Raw genomic sequence first — 18315 nt, forward strand, 5'->3', positions numbered from 1 at the left:
CCGTGTAGTGCCCCTGCACGGCGCTTTTGTCTTTGTGGGAGAAATGAATGTCGCTTTTGGCAGCGCTAGGCGATAGCGCCAGCTCGTCCTTGCCTCGTCACGTCGCCATCATCATGGATGGCAATGGTCGCTGGGCTCAGAACCGTGGCAAGATGCGGGTCTCTGGCCACAAGGCGGGCGTGAAATCCGTGCGTGAGGCCGTGGCCTTTGCCGCCCGTGCCAAGATGGAGGCGCTGACCCTGTTCGCGTTCTCCAGTGAGAACTGGCGCCGCCCGGAAGGGGAGGTCAATGCCCTGATGGAGCTGTTCATGACGGTGCTTGGCCGCGAGGTGAACAAGTTGCACAGCAATGGCATCCGGCTCAAGGTGATCGGCGATACCGCCCGTTTCAGTGAACGGCTGCAGGCCAAGATCGCCAAGGCCGAGGCCCTGACCGCCGGCAACCAGGGACTCACCCTCAACATCGCCGCCAATTATGGTGGTCAATGGGACATAGCCCAGGCGGCCCGCAGGCTGGCTCGCGCCGTGGCAGCGGGCGAGCTGGATGCAGAGGCGGTCGATGAAAAGGCACTGGCACGCCAGGTCTGCATGGCCGACCTGCCTCCGGTGGATCTGCTGATCCGTACCGGCGGGGATCATCGCATCAGCAATTTTGTGTTATGGCAGCTTGCTTATGCCGAGCTCTATTTTACCCCGGTCTTGTGGCCCGACTTTGACGAGGCCGAGTTCAGCGGGGCAGTTGCCTCCTTCGTTGCTCGCGAGCGTCGCTTCGGGTGTACGGGTGAACAGATACGGGAATTGATCGCCGCGCAACAGACCGGCTAAACCCCGCTCCCAAGAGAGAGGTTTCTTTTGCTAAAACAACGAATTATTACCGCATTACTGTTAGTACCCCTGGTGTTGGGGGCACTGTTTTTCCTGCCATTGAAATTCTTTGCCCTGCTCGCTGCCCTGGTCTTTCTGCTGGCCAGCCGTGAGTGGAGCGCCTTCGTCTCTGCCCAGCCGCAACAATGGTTGCCGCTGGTGTTCTGCCTGTTGCTCGGTGCCAGCCTGTTCTGGGTGCCGGTAGAGCAACTCTGGATCCCCCAGCTGCATCCGCTGGTGATGGGCGTGCTCTGGACCGCCATCAGCTGGTGGCTGCTCGGGCTTCTGTTGGTACTGCGCTACCCCCGCAGCGCCAGGCTGTGGAAAGAGTCCGTCTGGCTCAAGTCCCTGTTCGGTCTGGTGACCCTGGTGCCTTTCTTCTGGTCCCTGGTGGCCATCCGTGGGTACAACTTCTATCACGACCCCATGATGGGGGCCTGGATCCTGCTGTTCGTGATGGGCCTGGTCTGGGCGGCAGATTCTGGCGCGTATTTTTTCGGCAAGGCGTTCGGCAAGCACAAGCTGGCCCCGGCCGTCAGCCCGGGTAAAACCATAGAGGGCATGTTGGGCGGACTCTTTACCGCCAGCGTGCTGGCCATCAGCGTGACCTGGTTCATGGGCTTCGTGCCGGCCAAGATGGGGGTGGTGCTGCTCTGCTCTCTGCTGGCGGTGCTGGCGTCCGTGCTCGGCGATTTGACCGAGAGCATGTTCAAGCGGGAGGCTGGCATCAAGGATTCCGGCACCCTGCTGCCGGGCCACGGCGGCATCCTCGATCGCATCGACAGCCTGACGGCGGCGCTGCCCGTCTTCCTGCTCAGCTATCTGTTACTCGGTCAGGAGTTCTGATGCGCAATCTGGTCATTCTGGGAGCCTCCGGCTCCATCGGTCAGAGCACCCTCAAGGTGCTGCGGCAGAACCCGGGGCGCTGGCAGGTGCTGGCGCTGACCGCGGCTCGCAACGTGGATCCCATGGTGCGGGACTGTCTCGAATTCTCCCCTCGTTTCGCCGTCATGGTGGATGAGAGCGCCGCCAGCGATCTGGCCGGTCGCCTCAAGACCCATGGCTGCGCCACCCGGGTGCTTTGCGGTCAGGCTGCCCTGTGCGAAGTGGCCGCTCACCCTGACGCCCACAGCGTCATGGCGGCCATCGTCGGTGCGGCGGGTCTGGCACCCACCATGGCCGCCGTGCGTGCCGGCAAGCGGATCCTGCTGGCCAACAAGGAGGCCCTGGTGATGTCCGGCGCCTTCTTTATGGAGGCGGTACGCCACCATGGCGCCGAGCTGCTGCCCATCGACAGCGAACACAATGCGATCTTCCAGTGCCTGCCCGAGGCTATTCAGCGCGAGCCTGGCTTCTGCGATCTGGCCGGGGCGGGCATCAGCAAGATACTGCTGACCGGCTCAGGCGGCCCCTTCCGCTATACCGACATCGACGAGCTGGCCAGGGTCACACCGGCCCAGGCGGTGGCGCACCCCAACTGGTCCATGGGGGCCAAGATCTCGGTGGACTCCGCCACCATGATCAACAAGGGGTTGGAATACATAGAGGCGCGCTGGCTGTTCAACGCCCTCCCGGAGCAGATCCAGGTGGTGATCCACCCCCAGTCGGTGATCCACTCCATGGTGCAGTACAAGGACGGTTCAGTGCTGGCCCAGCTCGGCAACCCGGACATGTGTACCCCCATAGCCCACGCCCTGGCCTACCCGGCCAGGATTGAGTCCGGTGTGGAACCTTTGGATTTCTTCAGTGTCGGAGAGTTCAGCTTTATCCGCCCCGACTACGCCCGTTATCCCTGCCTGGCACTGGCCATGGCGGCCTGCCAGCAAGGACAGGCGGCGACCACCTCTCTCAATGCCGCCAATGAAGAGGCCGTCGCGGCTTTTCTTGCAGAGCGCATTGGATTTATGGATATTGCCAGAGTCAACGAATCCATCATGACGACACTGGGCACCAGTGCCGCAGGTTCGCTGGAGGATCTGATTGCGCTGGATGGCAGGGCCCGTGCCCATGCCCAGCAACTGATAGAGGAGCTTGCCGTATGAACGGACTGTGGTGGCCTGGTGCCGCTCTCTACGCCCTCGAGCGCCGAACTGGACATGACCCCGAGGTGATCGGCTGATGGGCGCCTTGTTATGGAATATTGGCGCCTTCATCGTGGCCCTGGGGCTGCTGGTGGCGGTGCATGAATTTGGCCACTTCTGGGTAGCCCGTCGCTGCGGCGTCAAGGTCGAGCGTTTCTCCATCGGCTTTGGCAAGGCTATCTGGCGCCGCATCGGCAAGGATGGCACCGAATATGTGCTGGCCCTGATCCCGCTGGGTGGCTACGTCAAGATGCTGGACGGCCGGGTCGATGAGCTCAAGCCGGGGGAGGAGGCACAGGCCTTCAACCACAAGAGCGTCTGGGCACGGATGGCCATAGTCGCGGCCGGCCCCATGGCAAACTTCGTGTTTGCCCTGTTCGCCTTCTGGCTGATGTTCATGATAGGGGTGCCCAGCGTCAAGCCGGTGGTCGGCGAGGTGCGCCCTGCGTCCATAGTGGCCCAGGCCGGCATAGAGCCTGGCATGGAGATCGTCGGCGTCGGCGACGAGGCCACCGAAGACTGGGAGAGCGTGACCTATGCCCTCATCAGCCATCTGGGAGACAAATCGGTACAGCTCAAGCTGAAGGCGCCAGGCGCCAGCTACGCCGTCAACAAGACGCTGATGCTGGATAGCTGGACCTTCGATCCGGACAAAGAGTCCCCCATCGGCAGCCTGGGGATAGTCCCTCTCGGCGGCAAGGTGCTGCCGGTGGTACAGGCCATAGTGCCCTCGAGCGCCAGCGAGAAGGCGGGTTTGCAGGTGGGGGATCGCATCAAGGGCGTGGGTGATCAGGCGATCACCGAATGGACCGAGTTTGTCGAGCGAGTGCAGCAATCACCGGAGCAGCCACTGCAGGTGACGGTGGAGCGCGAGGGCAGCGATCTGACCCTGACCCTGACCCCGGATGTGAAAAAAGTACGGGGCCAGATGGTCGGTTTCGTCGGCTTGTCGCCGCAACTGGTTCCATTACCGGATGAGTATCGAGTTCTGTTACAGTATGGGCCTTTGCAAGCCCTGTGGCATGGGGTCCAGAAGACTTGGAGCCTGATCACGCTGACCTTCGACATGATTGGCAAGCTGATCGGTGGCATCGTCTCCCTGGACAACCTGAGCGGCCCCATCTCCATCGCCAAGGGGGCTGGCAGCAGCGCAGATTACGGGTTGGTCTATTTCCTCGGTTTCCTGGCGCTCATCAGCGTCAACCTGGGGATCATCAATCTGTTCCCCCTGCCGGTGCTGGATGGGGGCCATTTGGTCTACTTCCTCATCGAGGCAGTCACCGGCAAGCCGGTACCAGAAAAAATTCAGGAAATTGGGTTCAGGATAGGCGCCGCCATTCTGATGTTACTGATGGGCATTGCGCTGTTTAATGATTTCGCTCGCCTCTGAGGCTAGAGCATCAACAAGGACACATAAGAACAAAATGGCTGTTAAAAAAGCATTGGTGTTGAGTTGCCTGCTGGGAGCCAGCTTCCTGGCTCAGGCGGCCCCTGCCTCTTTTGTGGTGCAAGACATTCAGGTCGAGGGTCTGCAGCGGGTGACCCTGGGCGCCGCCCTGTTGAATCTGCCGGTCCGGGTCGGTGACTCCGTGGACTCGGTGGCCCTGGCCAACGCCATCAAGAAGCTCTATGCCTCCGGCAACTTCGAGGACGTCAAGGTCTATCGTGACGGCCAGGTGCTGCAAGTCGTGGTGAAGGAACGCCCGACCATCTCCAGCATCGAGTTTTCCGGCAACAAGGACATCAAGGAGGAGCAGCTGACCCAGAGCCTGGAGTCCTCCGGCATCCGCGTCGGTGATCCCCTGGATCGCACAGTGCTGAGCTCCCTCGAGAAGGGACTGGAAGATTTCTACTACGGCGTGGGCAAGTACTCCGCCAAGGTCAAGGCCATCGTCACCCCGCTGCCCCGCAACCGGGTCGACCTCAAGTTCACCTTCGTGGAAGGGGAAGCGGCCAAGATCCAGCAGATCAACATTGTCGGCAACCAGGTGTTCCCGGAAGAGAAACTGCTGGCCCAGCTCTCCTTGAAGGACGACGTGCCCTGGTGGAACTTCACAGGCGATCAGCGCTACCAGAAGCAGAAGCTGGCCGGTGACATCGAAGTGCTGCGCTCCTACTACATGGACCGCGGCTACATACGTTTCGCTCAGGAGTCCACCCAGGTCTCCATGACCCCGGACAAGAAGGGCGTCTACGTCACCCTGAACATCAAGGAAGGGGATCAGTACAAGGTCTCCGGCGTGCAGCTCAAGGGCGATCTCATCGACCGTGGCGGCGATATGAAGGGGCTCATCCCCATAGAGGCGGGCAGCGTCTACTCCGCCAGCCAGGTGACCCACACCGAAGAGGTGCTCTCCAAGTTCCTCGGCCGTTATGGCTACGCTTACCCCAAAGTGGTCACCTTCCCCCAGGTCAATGACCAGACCAAGGAAGTGGAGCTGATCGTCAACATAGAGCCGGGCCCCCGTGTCTATGTGCGCAACATCAACTTCAGCGGCAACGTCACCACCAAGGACGAAGTGCTGCGTCGCGAGATGCGTCAGATGGAAGGCACCTGGCTCTCCTCCGACAACGTCGAGCAGTCCAAGACCCGTCTCAACCGCCTCGGCTTCTTCGAGACTGCGGAAGTGGACACCAAGCGGGTGGCGGGCAGCGACGATCAGGTCGATCTGGACTTCAAGGTCAAGGAGCAACCGGCAGGCTCCATCAACGCCGGCATCGGCTACGGTACCGAGTCTGGTCTGAGCCTGCAGGCGGGCCTGCAGCAAGACAACTTCATGGGGACCGGCAAGAAGATCGGCATCAATGCCAGCACCAACGACTACTCGAAGAACATCGATCTCAGCTACAACGATCCCTACTTCACCGTCGATGGCGTCAGCCTGGGCGGCCGCCTCTACTACAACAAGTTCAGCGCGGCCGATGCCAACATAGTCGACTACGAGAACACCACCATAGGCTTCCGCCTCTCCAGTGGTTTCCCGGTCAACGAGAACAACCGTCTCGACTTCAGCCTCGGCTACGAGAACAACAAGCTGTCCCAGCCCAACCCCTATGTGCAGGTGGATGAGTTCTGGAAGGTGTACCAGGCCAACCTGGACGGCGACAACCGCATGGTGTTCAACACAGTGGATGTCACCGCCGGCTGGACTCGCTCCACCCTCAACAAGGGCCAGTTCCCTACTGCGGGTGACCGTCAGCGGGTGAACGCCAAGGTGACTGTGCCTGGCATGGATCTGCAGTACTTCAAGCTCAACGCCGAAGACTCCCATTACTTCCCGTTTGATGCCGACCACCAGTGGGTCATGCTGGCCAAGGCCCGCGCCTCTTACGGTAATGGCTACGGCAGCAACGGTGACTACGACCACGTGCTGCCCTTCTTCGAGAACTACTATGCCGGTGGTTTCGACACCCTGCGCGGCTTCAAGAGCAACACAGTCGGTCCTAAGGCGCTCTACTACTACAACCTGGGCGGTAACGACGTGATCCAGGGCACCGACAGCTCTGTGGGGGGCAATGCCCTGGCGGTAGCCTCCCTCGAGATGATAGTGCCGACGCCGTTCGCGTCTGAAAGCTACCAGCCCCAGCTGCGTACCAGCTTCTTCATCGATGCCGGTACAGTGTGGGACACCACCTTCGAATATGGTCAGTACCAGAACCGTTGCTTCAGTGGCTGTAACTATCTGATGGACTATTCTGACCCCACCAATATCCGGATGTCGGCGGGTCTGTCACTGCAGTGGCTCTCCCCCATGGGCCCCCTGGTGTTCGTGATTGCACAACCGCTCAAGAAATACGAAGGGGACGATACCGAAGTCTTCTCCTTCAACATCGGCCGTACCTTCTAAGGGTGCGGACGCTCCCCCACTTCGGTGGGGGTATTCAATGATGGGACGCGCAGCTTGCGTGCCTCACCAGGTAACAAGCCGGTCCCAGAGATCGCTTGCACAATCAGGTAAATCAGGTAGCCCTCGACCGAGGGACCAAGGAGTAAGTGTGAATAAAGCGTTGAAAGTAGCTGGTTTGAGTTTTGCACTGATGGCTGCCGGTATGGGCTCCGCCTGGGCTGAGACCAAGATCGCCGTGGTAGACATGGGCGAAGTCTTCCAAAAGCTGCCCCAGCGTGAAGCCGTGGCCAAGAAGCTGAAGGGTGAGTTCGAGCCGCGCATGCGCGAGCTGCAGAAACTGGAATCCGACGGTCAGGCTCTGGTCGAGAAGTTCAAGAAGGACGAAGCCTTCATGAGCAATGAGCAGAAGAAGCAGAACCAGGAGAAGCTGGCCAAGCTGCAGATGGAGTTCAACCAGAAGCGTCAGGCGTTCGAGCAGGACAACGGCCGTCGTCAGGCTGAAGAGCGCAACAAGATCCTGACCAAGGTACAGGCTGCCATCGATTCCATCGCCAAGAGCAATGGCTATGATCTGGTGCTGGAGCGCAATGCTGCTCCCTATGCCGCCAGCAAGCTGGACATCTCCAGCCAGGTTATCTCTCAGGTAAGCAAGAGCAACTAATTGATGGCATTCACTCTCGCACAGCTGGCCCAGCAACTGGGGGCCGAGGTCCATGGGGATGGGACCCGGGAAATCCGCAAGGTAGCGACACTGGAAAAAGCCGGGGAGGGGGAGATTGCCTTCCTGTCCAACAAGAAGTACCGGCATTTCCTGGAGCAGAGCAAGGCGACTGCCGTGCTCATCACTGAGGCGGACCTGCCGTTTTGCCCCACCAATGCCCTGGTGCTCAAAGACCCCTATGTGGGGTTTGCCCGGGTAGCCCAACTGCTGGACACCACACCGCAGCCGGCCACGGATATTCATCCGAGTGCCGTCATCGCGGCGGATGTGCAACTGGGCGAGAGAGTGGCCATCGGCGCCAATGCGGTCATCGAATCCGGCGTCGTGCTGGGGGATGATGTCCGCATAGGTCCGGGCTGTTTCGTTGGCAAGAATACCCAACTGGGAGCACGCTCCCGGTTGTGGGCCAACGTCACCCTGTATCATAACGTGACCCTGGGCACGGACTGTCTGGTGCAAGCCGGCACCGTGATCGGGGCCGACGGTTTCGGTTATGCCAACGAGCGTGGCGAGTGGATCAAGATCCCCCAGCTCGGCGGCGTGACCATAGGCAACCGGGTGGAAATCGGTGCCTGCACCACCATAGACCGCGGTGCCCTGGAAGACACCCGCATCGCGGACAACGTCATCATCGACAACCAGTGCCAGATCGCCCACAACGTCGAGATTGGCTACGGCACCGCCGTGGCGGGCTCGACCGTGATGGCCGGTAGTCTCAAGGTCGGCAAATACTGTATCATTGGCGGCGCTTCCGTCTTTAACGGGCACATGGAGATCTGCGACCAGGCCACCGTCACCGGTATGGCCATGGTGATGCGACCCATTACCGAGCCCGGCATCTACTCTTCCGGCATCCCCCTGCAAACCAATAAAGAGTGGCGCAAGACCGCCGCCCGGGTGATGCGTATCGAAGAGATGCACAAGCGGTTGAGCCGACTTGAGAAAAAGCTGGATCAAGAATAATCACGATTGGTATAGGGTACTGTTTTGACTACTGAAAAGAAAAGCCTGGGGATCCAGGAAATCATGGATCTGCTGCCCCACCGTTATCCGTTCCTGATGGTGGACAAGGTGGAAAATTACGAGATCAGCGATGAGCGCAAGACCCTGCGCGCCATCAAGAACGTCTCGTTCAACGAGCCGATCTTCCAGGGGCACTTCCCGGCCAAGCCGGTGTTCCCCGGCGTGCTGATCCTGGAGGCCATGGCCCAGGCGACCGGTATCCTGGCCTTTACCATGGTGGGCAAGCCGTCCCCCAATGAGCTCTATTACTTCGCCTCCATCGACAACGCCCGCTTCAAGCGTCCGGTCGGCCCTGGCGATCAGCTGGTGCTCGACGTAGAGTTCCTGAAGGAGCGTCGCGGCATCGCCAAGTTCACCGGCGTTGCCACCGTCGACGGTGAAGTGGTCTGTACCGCCGAACTGATGTGCGCCAAACGCGAGGTGTAACCGTGATTGACCAGACTGCCATCATCCACGATACCGCCATCGTCCATGAGTCTGCCGTGATCGGCAAAGGGGTTGAAATCGGCCCCTTTACCGTCATTGGTGCCGAGGTGGAGATAGGTGACGACACCTGGGTGGCTTCCCACGTGGTGATCAAGGGCCCGACCAAGATAGGTCGCGGCAACAAGATCTTCCAGCACACCTCCATAGGTGAGGATTGCCAGGACAAGAAGTACGCCGGTGAGCGTACCTTCCTCGAAATCGGCGACAACAACGTGTTTCGCGAGAACTGCACTGTGCACCGCGGCACCACCCAGGATCAGAGCCTGACCCGGGTCGGCAGCGGCAACCTCTTCATGGTCAACGTCCACGTGGCCCATGACTGCATGATCGGTGACAACTGCATCTTCGCCAACAACGCGACCCTGGCGGGCCACGTTCACATAGGTGACTTCGTGATCTTCGGCGGTCTGTCTGCCATCCACCAGTTCGGCCGCGTCGGCTCCCACGCCTTCGTCGGTGGCTGCGCCGCCCTGAACAAGGACGTGCCGCCCTACGTGATGGCCGCAGGCAACTACGCCAAGCCGTTCGGGGTCAACTCCGAAGGGCTGCGTCGTCGTGGCTTCAGCGCGGAAGCCATTTCGGCCGTCAAGCGTGCCTACAAGGAGATCTTCCGCTCCGGCAAAACCATCGAAGAGGTGCTGCCGGTACTGAGCGAGATGGCGGCCACCGAGCCGGCCGTCCAGCTCTATGTGGATTTCCTCAAGGGCAACGAGCGCGGGATCATCCGTGCCTAAGCCTATCCGCATCGGCATAGTCGCCGGAGAGACCTCCGGCGACATCCTGGCTGCCGGTCTGGTGCGCGAGCTGCTGGCTCGCTATCCCGATGCCCAGTTCGAAGGGATCGCCGGGCCGCGCATGCAGGCCCTGGGCGTCAAGGCCCTGTTCGAGATGGAAGAGCTTTCCGTCATGGGCATCAGCGAGGTGCTGGGACGTCTGCCCCGGATCCTCCAGGTACGCCGCGAGCTGCTGCGGCATTTTATTGCCAATCCTCCTGACATCTTCGTCGGGGTGGATGCACCAGATTTCAATATCGGGGTGGAGCTGAAACTGCGCCGCGCCGGTATCAAGACGGTCCACTATGTCAGCCCCTCTGTCTGGGCCTGGCGTCAGGGCCGCATTCACAAGATCAAGGCCGCCACCGACATGGTGCTCGCCTTCCTGCCGTTCGAGAAAGCCTTCTACGACCGTTTTGATGCCCCCTGCCGCTTCGTCGGCCACACCATGGCGGACGACATTCCCCTGGTGCCGGATCAGCAGGAGATGCGCGAGACGCTCGGCTTGGAGCCGGGCCGCCGCTGGCTGGCGGTGTTGCCGGGCAGCCGCAGCGCCGAGGTCGGCTTCATGTCCCCCGTCTTCCTCGAGGCGTGCAAGCACCTGACGGTGCACTGCCCGGATCTCGGCTTCATAGTGCCACTGGTGAACGAGACACGGCGCGAGCAGTTCCTCGCCATCAAGGCCGAAGTTGCGCCGGATCTCGACATGGTGCTGCTGGACGGTCAGGGCCGTGAGGCCATGATAGCCGCCGACGTGGTGATGCTGGCGTCCGGCACGGCCGCGCTGGAAGCCATGCTGGTGAAGCGGCCCATGGTGGTGGGTTACAAGCTCAAGCCGCTCAGCTACTGGCTGGCCCAGTGGCTGGTGAAGACGGAGTACGTCTCCCTGCCGAATCTGCTGGCAGACCGGATGCTGGTGCCCGAGCTCATCCAGCATGAGTGCACCCCGGCCAATCTGGTGGAAGAGGTCAGCAAGTTGCTGGAGCACGACAACAGCGAGCTCATCGCCACCTTCACCAAGTTGCACCAGAAGATCCGCTGCAACGCCGATGTGCAGGCCGCCGAGGCGGTGGCCGAGCTGCTCGACAGCTAGGGTGGCTGGCGGCGCGCTTTTGGCGTTATGTTGTGCTGATACTGGCCCTGCGGGGCCGGTTTTGATTCAAGGCCTGTGATATGACGATCGATATTCCACAAGACAAGCTGGTTGCCGGGGTTGACGAGGTGGGCCGTGGCCCCCTGGTGGGTGACGTGGTCACCGCCGCGGTGATCCTGGATCCCGCCAATCCCATTGAAGGCCTCGCCGACTCCAAGAAGCTCTCCGAGAAGAAGCGCCTCGCCCTGTATGGCGAGATCAAGGCAAAGGCGCTGGCCTGGTCCATAGGCCGCGCCACCCCGGATGAGATCGACCAGCTCAACATACTGCACGCCACCATGCTGGCCATGCAGCGGGCCGTGGCGGGCCTCTCCATGACCCCCGAGCTGGTCTTTATCGACGGCAACCGCTGCCCCAACTTGCCCATGGAGGCGCGCGCCGTGGTCAAGGGTGACAGCCTGGTGGCCGCCATCAGCGCCGCCTCCATCCTTGCCAAGGTGACCCGTGATGCCGAGATGACAGAGCTGGACAGCCGTCATCCCGAGTACGGCTTCGCCCGTCACAAGGGTTATCCCACCGCCGAACACCTCGCCATATTGGCCGAGCGCGGCCCCTTGCCCGAATATCGGCAGAGCTTCAAACCGGTGCGCCGGGCGCTGGGGATCGAATAACCATGGCCGATCCTCGCTTCGTCCACCTGCGGGTCCACTCCGACTTCTCCATGGTCGATGGCCTGCAAAAGATTGGCCCCATCGTCTCGGCAGCCGCGGCCAACAACATGCCGGCCCTGGCCCTGACCGACCAGATGAACATGTGCGGCCTGGTGCGCTTCTATGGCTCGGCCCACGGCAAGGGGATCAAGCCTCTGGTCGGGGCGGATTTCTGGGTGCAGAGCGATGAGCTCGGCGACGAGCAGTTCCGCCTCACCCTGCTCGCCATGGACAACGACGGCTACCAGAACATCACCCTGCTCATCTCCCGCGGCTACCAGCGCGGTCACGTGCAGGGGCGCCCCGTCATCGACAAGGGCTGGCTGGTCGAACATGCCAAGGGGGTGATAGTGCTCTCAGGCGGTCGCGAGGGGGATCTGGGCAAGTTCCTGCTCAAGGGCAACCGCCAGATGGTGGAGCAGAGCCTCGCCTTCTACCGGACTCACTTCCCGGATGCCTACTACCTGGAGCTGCTGCGTACCGGCCGACCCGATGAAGAGGTCTACCTGCACATGGCGGTGGCCATCGCCGCCGAGTTCGAGCTGCCCGTGGTGGCCACCAACGAGGTGGTGTTCCTCGGGGCCGACGACTTCGATGCTCACGAGATCCGGGTCGCCATCCACGACGGCTACACCCTGATGGACAAGCGCCGTCCGCGCCGCTACAGCCCGCAGCAGTACCTGCGCAGCCAGGAAGAAATGTGCGAGCTGTTTGCCGACATTCCCGAGGCGCTGGAAAACACGGTGGAGATCGCCAAGCGCTGCAACGTGACTGTGCGTCTGGGCGAATACTTCCTGCCGAACTTCCCGACCGGTGACATGAGCACCGAAGACTTCCTGGTGATGAAGTCCAAGGAGGGGCTGGAGGACCGTCTGGCCTTCCTGTTCCCAGATCCCGAGGTACGCGCCGCCAAGCGTGGCGAATACGACGAGCGCCTCGACATCGAGCTCAAGGTGATCAACCAGATGGGCTTCCCGGGTTACTTCCTCATAGTGATGGAGTTTATCCAGTGGTCCAAGGACAACGGCATCCCCGTTGGCCCGGGCCGGGGATCGGGGGCGGGCTCCCTGGTGGCCTACGCCCTCAAGATCACCGATCTGGATCCCCTCGAGTTTGATCTGCTGTTCGAACGTTTCCTCAACCCCGAGCGGGTCTCCATGCCCGACTTCGACGTCGACTTCTGCATGGACAGACGGGACGAGGTGATAGAGCACGTCTCCGAGATGTATGGCCGGGAGGCGGTGTCCCAGATCATCACCTTCGGCAGCATGGCGGCCAAGGCGGTGGTGCGGGACGTGGGCCGGGTGCTGGGCCACGCCTATGGTTTCGTGGATCGCATCTCCAAGCTCATTCCGCCGGATCCGGGCATGACGCTGGCCAAGGCATTCGAGGCCGAGCCCAAGCTGCCGGAGCTCTACGAGCAGGACGAGGAGGTCAAGGACCTCATCGACATGGCGCGCCGGCTGGAAGGTGTGGTGCGCAACGCCGGCAAACATGCCGGTGGCGTGGTGATAGCCCCCACCAAGATCACCGACTTCGCGCCGCTCTACTGCGACGACTCCGGCCATCACCCTGTTACCCAGTTCGACAAGAACGACGTGGAGTACGCGGGCCTGGTGAAGTTCGACTTCCTGGGGCTGCGGACCCTCACCATCATCGACTGGGCGCTCGGCATGATCAACCCGCGCCTGGCCAAGGAGGGCAAGCCGCCGGTCGACATCGCCGCCATCCCCATCGACGACAAGAAGTCGTTCGCGCTCTTGCAGCGCTTCGAGACCACGGCGGTGTTCCAGCTCGAATCCCGCGGCATGAAGGATCTGATCAAGCGGCTGCAGCCCGACTGCTTCGAAGACATGATCGCCCTGGTGGCCCTGTTCCGTCCGGGCCCGCTGCAGTCCGGCATGGTGGACAACTTCATCGAGCGCAAGCACGGCAAGGAGGCTATCTCCTACCCGGACGAGAAGTGGCAGCACGAGAGCCTCAAACCCATACTGGAGCCCACCTACGGCATCATCCTCTACCAGGAGCAGGTGATGCAGATAGCCCAGGTGCTGGCGGGCTACACCCTGGGCGGCGCGGACATGCTGCGCCGGGCCATGGGCAAGAAGAACCCCGCCGAGATGGCCAAGCAGCGTTCCGGCTTCGAGGAAGGGGCGGTCAAGAACGGCGTCGACGGCGAGCTGGCGATCAAGATCTTCGATCTGGTGGAGAAGTTTGCGGGCTATGGCTTCAACAAGTCCCACTCCGCCGCCTATGCGCTGGTCTCCTACCAGACCCTCTGGCTCAAGACCCACTTCCCGGCCGAGTTCATGGCGGCGGTGATGACCGCCGACATGGACAACACCGACAAGATAGTGACGCTAGTGGACGAGTGCCAGCGCATGGGGCTGACCGTCATACCCCCTGACGTGAACACCGGCCGCTACCGGTTCAGCGTCAATGAGGACGGCCATATCGTCTACGGCATAGGTGCTGTGAAAGGGGTCGGCGAAGGCCCCATAGATGCCATTCTCAGCGCGCGGGATCAGGACGGTCCCTTCCGCGACCTGTTCGACTTCTGCAACAGAGTCGACATCAAGAAGCTCAACAAGCGGGTGATGGAGAAGCTCATCCTCTCCGGTGCCATGGACCGGCTGGGCCCGCACCGCGCCGCCCTGATGGCGACGCTGGAAGAGGCGATGCGCGCCGCCGAGCAGCACGCCAAGGCGCAGGCGGTGGGGCAGGTCGACATGTTCGGCGTGCTCACCGAGGAGATAGACGACGTCAAGAAGGCGTTCGCCAATGTACCGCACTGGCCCGACAAGGTGTGGCTGGAGGGGGAGCGCGAGACCCTCGGGCTCTACCTCACCGGTCACCCCATCAACCAGTACAGCAGCGAGCTGCGTCGCTACACCTCGGGCCGTCTGTGTGATCTGCATCCCACCTCCCGGGATACGGTGACCACGGCAGCCGGGCTGGTGATTGCGGCCCGCAGCATGGTGACCAAGCGCGGTAACAAGATGGGGATCTTCACCCTGGACGACAGATCCGGCCGTCTGGATGTGACCCTCTTCAGTGAAGCGCTGGAAAAATACGAAGAATTGATGCAAAAAGACCGTATTTTAGTGGTTTCTGGACAGGTCAGCTTTGATGACTTCTCCGGTGGCCTTAAAATGTCGGCCCGCGAATTGCTGGATATCAACGATGCGAGGGAGCGTTTCGCCAGGGCGATCCGCATTTCCCTCGATGAACAACGCATTGACGAACGCTTTTTCCCGCGTTTGTGCGAGATTTTGGAGCCCGCCCGTGCCGGAGTCTGTCCGGTTCAGGTAAACTATCGTCGGCCCGGCTCCCGGGCGCGATTGACGCTCGGTACCGAGTGGCGGGTGACGCCCACCGATCAACTGATAGATGACTTGCGAGTCCTGCTTGGACGAGAGCGGGTTGAATTGGTTTTTGATTAGAGGATCTATTGTCCCTATGAGTCTTTTTCTGGATTTTGAACAGCCGATCGCCGAATTGCAGGCTCAGATCGATGAACTTCGCCATGTGAGCGAGCACAACAGTGCCGTGGATCTCAGCGAAGATATCCGTCGGCTGGAGAAGAAAAACGAAGAGCTGACCAAGAAGATCTTCGGCGATCTGGGGGCCTGGCAGGTGTCCCAGATGGCGCGTCATCCCCAGCGCCCCTACACCCTCGACTATATCGAGCATATCTTCACCGACTTCGACGAACTGGCCGGTGATCGCGCCTACGCCGATGACAAGGCCATCGTCGGCGGCATAGCCCGCCTGGACGGCGAGCCCGTGATGGTGATTGGTCAGCAGAAGGGTCGCGAGACCAAGGAGAAGATCCGTCGCAACTTCGGCATGCCGCGCCCGGAAGGGTACCGCAAGGCCCTGCGCCTGATGCAGATGGCCGAACGCTTCAAGATGCCGATCATCACCTTCATCGACACCCCGGGCGCCTACCCCGGCGTGGGTGCCGAGGAGCGTGGCCAGTCCGAGGCCATCGCCCGCAACCTGAAAGTCATGGCCGGTCTGACAGTGCCGGTGGTCTGCACCGTGATAGGTGAAGGCGGCTCCGGCGGCGCCCTCGCCATCGGTGTCGGCGATCGCGTCAACATGCTGCAGTACTCCACCTACTCCGTCATCTCGCCGGAAGGTTGCGCCTCCATCCTGTGGAAGAGCGCCGACAAGGCACCGGTGGCAGCCGATGCCATGGGCATCACGGCCCAGCGCCTGAAGGAGCTCAAACTCATCGACAGCATCGTCGAAGAGCCCCTCGGCGGCGCCCACCGCAACGTGGAGCTGATGGCCCAGCGCCTGAAGGATCGCATCAAGCAAGACCTGGCTGCCTTGCGCCCGCTGGACAGCGACCAGTTGCTGGAGCAGCGCTACCAGCGCCTGCTGGGTTACGGCTACTGCTGATCCCCGGCCTTGTGCCCTGAAGAGTGCCTGAAGAGTGCCGGAAGGCCCCTGCTGATGCGGGGGCCTTCTTTTTTGGGCTGAACCTTGGGGCCTTGCTGACGGAGGGCCTTATCACCCTTGATGGTGCGTGGCATTGAGTGGGGTGGGTTCGGCGGAACCCGGGTGGAAAGCAGGATGGCTGTGTTCGCCAGCGTACAGACGGGGAGGGGGAAGGGGAATAATCTGGCTGTCAGGTATACAGGTTGCCGTCAATGCGCCAGTCAGCGTGCAGCAACGGTAACAGCTCTGTGGTGTGAGAGGCAGGGCGCCATGGCTGGTCATTCTCCAGATGTTGCCAGCGTCATGTTCACTCGAGAGGGAGTCAGATCGTCATGAAAAACCCTAACCATGTTACCAATACCTTCGTTGCCACCCTGTTGCTGGCCGCCATCGCCATGGGCTGCGCCTCAACGGCCAACAAGGAAGGAACGGGAGAATATATCGATGATTCCGTGGTCACTACCAAGGTGATCTCTGCGATATTTTCCGACCCTGAACTCAAATCGGCAGAAATCAATGTGGAAACCTTCAAAGGGGTGGTGCAATTGAGTGGCTTTGTCAGCTCCAAGGCGAGCATCGACAAGGCCAGCAGGGTGGCCAGCGGGGTCGCTGGAGTCACCTCGGTGAAAAATGATCTGCGTTTGAAGTGATGCCGTAAACGCAGCCACCAAAAATACAAGGGGCGGGTATAGCCGCCCCTGATCCACATAGATCCCCAGACACATCCCTGCTGTCCCCTTGCCGCTGCTGGGATCTCTTTTGTTTGCGCCACAGGCTGAATGAAATGGCCCTCGGACCCAGGAGATGGGCCCGGGGGCTTTTTGCTAGAAAATGGCGGCCAGCAGCCAGCTGGCGATAAAGCCGATGGCGATCGCTATGCCGATGCTGCCCATGGGGTTGTTCTTGATCTTGCCGCGCAGCTCCTTGAGGTTGGAGGCTCTGGCCTCCTTTATCTCATTGCCTTTCTCGCTCAAGACGTTGGCGGTTGAATTGACCGCCTTGGCGACGTTGTCGACCGCCTCGTGGGTGTTCTCGGTCATCTGCTTCACCGTGGAGTTGATGTTGTGAGCGGCATGGTCTGCCTCTCTCTTCTCCCCGGCAGGGATGACGCTGGCGTCCTCTTTGGTGACTGAGGCGCTTTTTTCAGCTGGGCTCATGATATTTCTCCATATCCGCTGTGTGCCGGGGGAGGGGCGCTCCCTCTGGCATCTCTAGGTGGATGGGGTGGCAGTCCCATTGCGCCCTGATGTCGAGCAATGACTGCGATTGGCTGTGCGATGCAGTGGCACCCGAACAAGCATGCCGCCCACTGCGTCTGTGGGTGTCAGAACGACCTCAATATGCCTCATCCGTATTGTTGTGTCGGTACGTTAGGACACATAACAGGGTGTGTGTGAATGACGGACATATGGCCGCTCGGGGATTGCGGGCGATTCAGTGGTGATGGCGTCGATACGTTAGCCCAGGTCGTGGGTTTGCCCTATCTTTAGCCTTGATTGAATTGTCGTGTGAGTCGCCACTTGGAGAGAGAGACATGCCTGAGCATCATCCGCGGTTGAACCATTTGCTGGCGGCCCTGCCCCCCGAGGTCTACACGCGTCTGCTGCCGCACCTCGAATACATAGATTTACCCCTGGGCAAGGTCTTGTACGAATCGGGCGACGCCCTGCGCCATGTCTATTTTCCCATCGACTGCATCGTCTCCCTGCTCTATGTGATGAAAGGCGGCGCCTCGGCGGAGATCTCCGTGGTGGGCAACGAGGGGCTGATCGGGGTGGCCCTGTTCATGGGGGGCGAGAGCACCACCAGCCGCGCCCTGGTGCAGAGTGCTGGCCACGCCTACCGCCTGAAGGGGCAGTTGCTGAAAAGCGAATTCAATCTGCACGGCGACATGCTGCACCTGGTGCTGCGCTACACCCAGGCGCTCTTGACCCAGATGGCGCAGACGGCAGTGTGCAATCGTCACCACTCCATCGATCAGCAACTCTGCCGCTGGCTGCTGCTCTCCCTCGACAGGCTCTCGGGTGACAAGCTCTCCATGACCCAGGAGCTTATCGCCAACATGCTGGGGGTTAGGCGGGAGGGGGTCACGGATGCGGCGAGCAAGCTGCAAAAGCTGGGGGTGATAGAGTACCGCCGTGGTCACATCACGGTGCTGGACAGGCCCAAGCTGGAGCAGCTCAGCTGCGAATGCTATGCGGTGGTCAAGGCCGAGACGGACCGGCTGCTGCCCTATCTGCCCATAGTCCCCAAACCCTGAACACACCC

Annotated in this window: 16 protein-coding genes; 15 read left to right on the plus strand and 1 reads right to left on the minus strand. The window is 61.1% G+C overall.

What is annotated here, in order from left to right; all coding sequences use genetic code 11:
* Positions 1-47: 47 nt before the first annotated feature.
* The 14 genes from uppS to AB5Y91_RS08690 all read left to right on the plus strand — a co-directional run bounded on the left by uppS (position 48) and on the right by AB5Y91_RS08690 (position 16697).
* On the plus strand, positions 48-824 hold the full coding sequence (gene uppS, locus AB5Y91_RS08625; protein ID WP_368169552.1) for a polyprenyl diphosphate synthase: 777 nt from the start codon (positions 48-50) through the stop codon (positions 822-824).
* 27 nt (positions 825-851) lie between these two features.
* Positions 852-1709, plus strand: a complete 858-nt coding sequence (locus AB5Y91_RS08630; RefSeq protein ID WP_111909925.1) for a phosphatidate cytidylyltransferase — start codon at positions 852-854, stop codon at positions 1707-1709.
* On the plus strand, positions 1709-2905 hold the full coding sequence (ispC, locus tag AB5Y91_RS08635; protein ID WP_368169553.1) for a 1-deoxy-D-xylulose-5-phosphate reductoisomerase: 1197 nt from the start codon (positions 1709-1711) through the stop codon (positions 2903-2905). Before AB5Y91_RS08630 ends, ispC begins: the two co-directional genes overlap by 1 nt.
* A 76-nt stretch (positions 2906-2981) precedes the next feature.
* The gene (rseP, locus tag AB5Y91_RS08640; protein ID WP_368169554.1) at positions 2982-4334 is read left to right on the plus strand and encodes a sigma E protease regulator RseP; all 1353 of its coding nucleotides are present in this window, start codon (positions 2982-2984) and stop codon (positions 4332-4334) included.
* Positions 4335-4368: 34 nt separating this feature from the next.
* The gene (gene bamA / locus AB5Y91_RS08645; RefSeq protein WP_111909928.1) at positions 4369-6792 is read left to right on the plus strand and encodes an outer membrane protein assembly factor BamA; all 2424 of its coding nucleotides are present in this window, start codon (positions 4369-4371) and stop codon (positions 6790-6792) included.
* A 148-nt stretch (positions 6793-6940) separates the two neighbouring features.
* Entirely contained in the window at positions 6941-7453 is a 513-nt protein-coding gene (locus tag AB5Y91_RS08650; protein WP_025327908.1) for an OmpH family outer membrane protein, read from the plus strand.
* 3 nt (positions 7454-7456) lie between these two features.
* On the plus strand, positions 7457-8476 hold the full coding sequence (lpxD, locus tag AB5Y91_RS08655; protein WP_290030439.1) for a UDP-3-O-(3-hydroxymyristoyl)glucosamine N-acyltransferase: 1020 nt from the start codon (positions 7457-7459) through the stop codon (positions 8474-8476).
* A 24-nt stretch (positions 8477-8500) separates the two neighbouring features.
* Entirely contained in the window at positions 8501-8962 is a 462-nt protein-coding gene (fabZ, locus tag AB5Y91_RS08660) for a 3-hydroxyacyl-ACP dehydratase FabZ (protein WP_010673414.1), read from the plus strand.
* Positions 8963-8964: 2 nt separating this feature from the next.
* On the plus strand, positions 8965-9756 hold the full coding sequence (lpxA, locus tag AB5Y91_RS08665) for an acyl-ACP--UDP-N-acetylglucosamine O-acyltransferase (protein WP_106886076.1): 792 nt from the start codon (positions 8965-8967) through the stop codon (positions 9754-9756).
* Positions 9749-10888: a lipid-A-disaccharide synthase gene (gene lpxB / locus AB5Y91_RS08670; protein ID WP_163136515.1), complete on the plus strand. Its 1140-nt coding sequence runs from the start codon at positions 9749-9751 to the stop codon at positions 10886-10888. The genes lpxA and lpxB overlap by 8 nt, the downstream gene beginning before the upstream one ends.
* Before the next feature lie 80 nt (positions 10889-10968).
* On the plus strand, positions 10969-11559 hold the full coding sequence (gene rnhB / locus AB5Y91_RS08675) for a ribonuclease HII (protein ID WP_368169555.1): 591 nt from the start codon (positions 10969-10971) through the stop codon (positions 11557-11559).
* Positions 11560-11561: 2 nt separating this feature from the next.
* A complete protein-coding gene (dnaE, locus tag AB5Y91_RS08680; RefSeq protein WP_290070975.1) occupies positions 11562-15041 on the plus strand; it encodes a DNA polymerase III subunit alpha in 3480 nt (1159 codons plus the stop codon).
* 16 nt (positions 15042-15057) lie between these two features.
* A complete protein-coding gene (gene accA / locus AB5Y91_RS08685) occupies positions 15058-16008 on the plus strand; it encodes an acetyl-CoA carboxylase carboxyl transferase subunit alpha (RefSeq protein ID WP_368169556.1) in 951 nt (316 codons plus the stop codon).
* A 371-nt stretch (positions 16009-16379) separates the two neighbouring features.
* Positions 16380-16697 (plus strand): BON domain-containing protein, encoded by a 318-nt coding sequence (locus AB5Y91_RS08690; protein ID WP_368169557.1) that lies wholly within the window; start codon positions 16380-16382, stop codon positions 16695-16697.
* 174 nt (positions 16698-16871) lie between these two features.
* On the opposite strand, the gene AB5Y91_RS08695 is transcribed toward AB5Y91_RS08690, so the two are convergent.
* A complete protein-coding gene (locus tag AB5Y91_RS08695) occupies positions 16872-17204 on the minus strand; it encodes a hypothetical protein (protein ID WP_368169558.1) in 333 nt (110 codons plus the stop codon).
* Positions 17205-17581: 377 nt separating this feature from the next.
* Here AB5Y91_RS08695 and AB5Y91_RS08700 point away from each other — a divergent pair, with 377 nt between their 5' ends.
* The gene (locus AB5Y91_RS08700; RefSeq protein ID WP_368169559.1) at positions 17582-18307 is read left to right on the plus strand and encodes a Crp/Fnr family transcriptional regulator; all 726 of its coding nucleotides are present in this window, start codon (positions 17582-17584) and stop codon (positions 18305-18307) included.
* The last annotated feature ends 8 nt before the right edge of the window (positions 18308-18315 follow it).

Source organism: Aeromonas sp. R4-3, from assembly GCF_040908275.1.
GTDB classification, from domain to species: domain Bacteria; phylum Pseudomonadota; class Gammaproteobacteria; order Enterobacterales; family Aeromonadaceae; genus Aeromonas; species Aeromonas rivipollensis.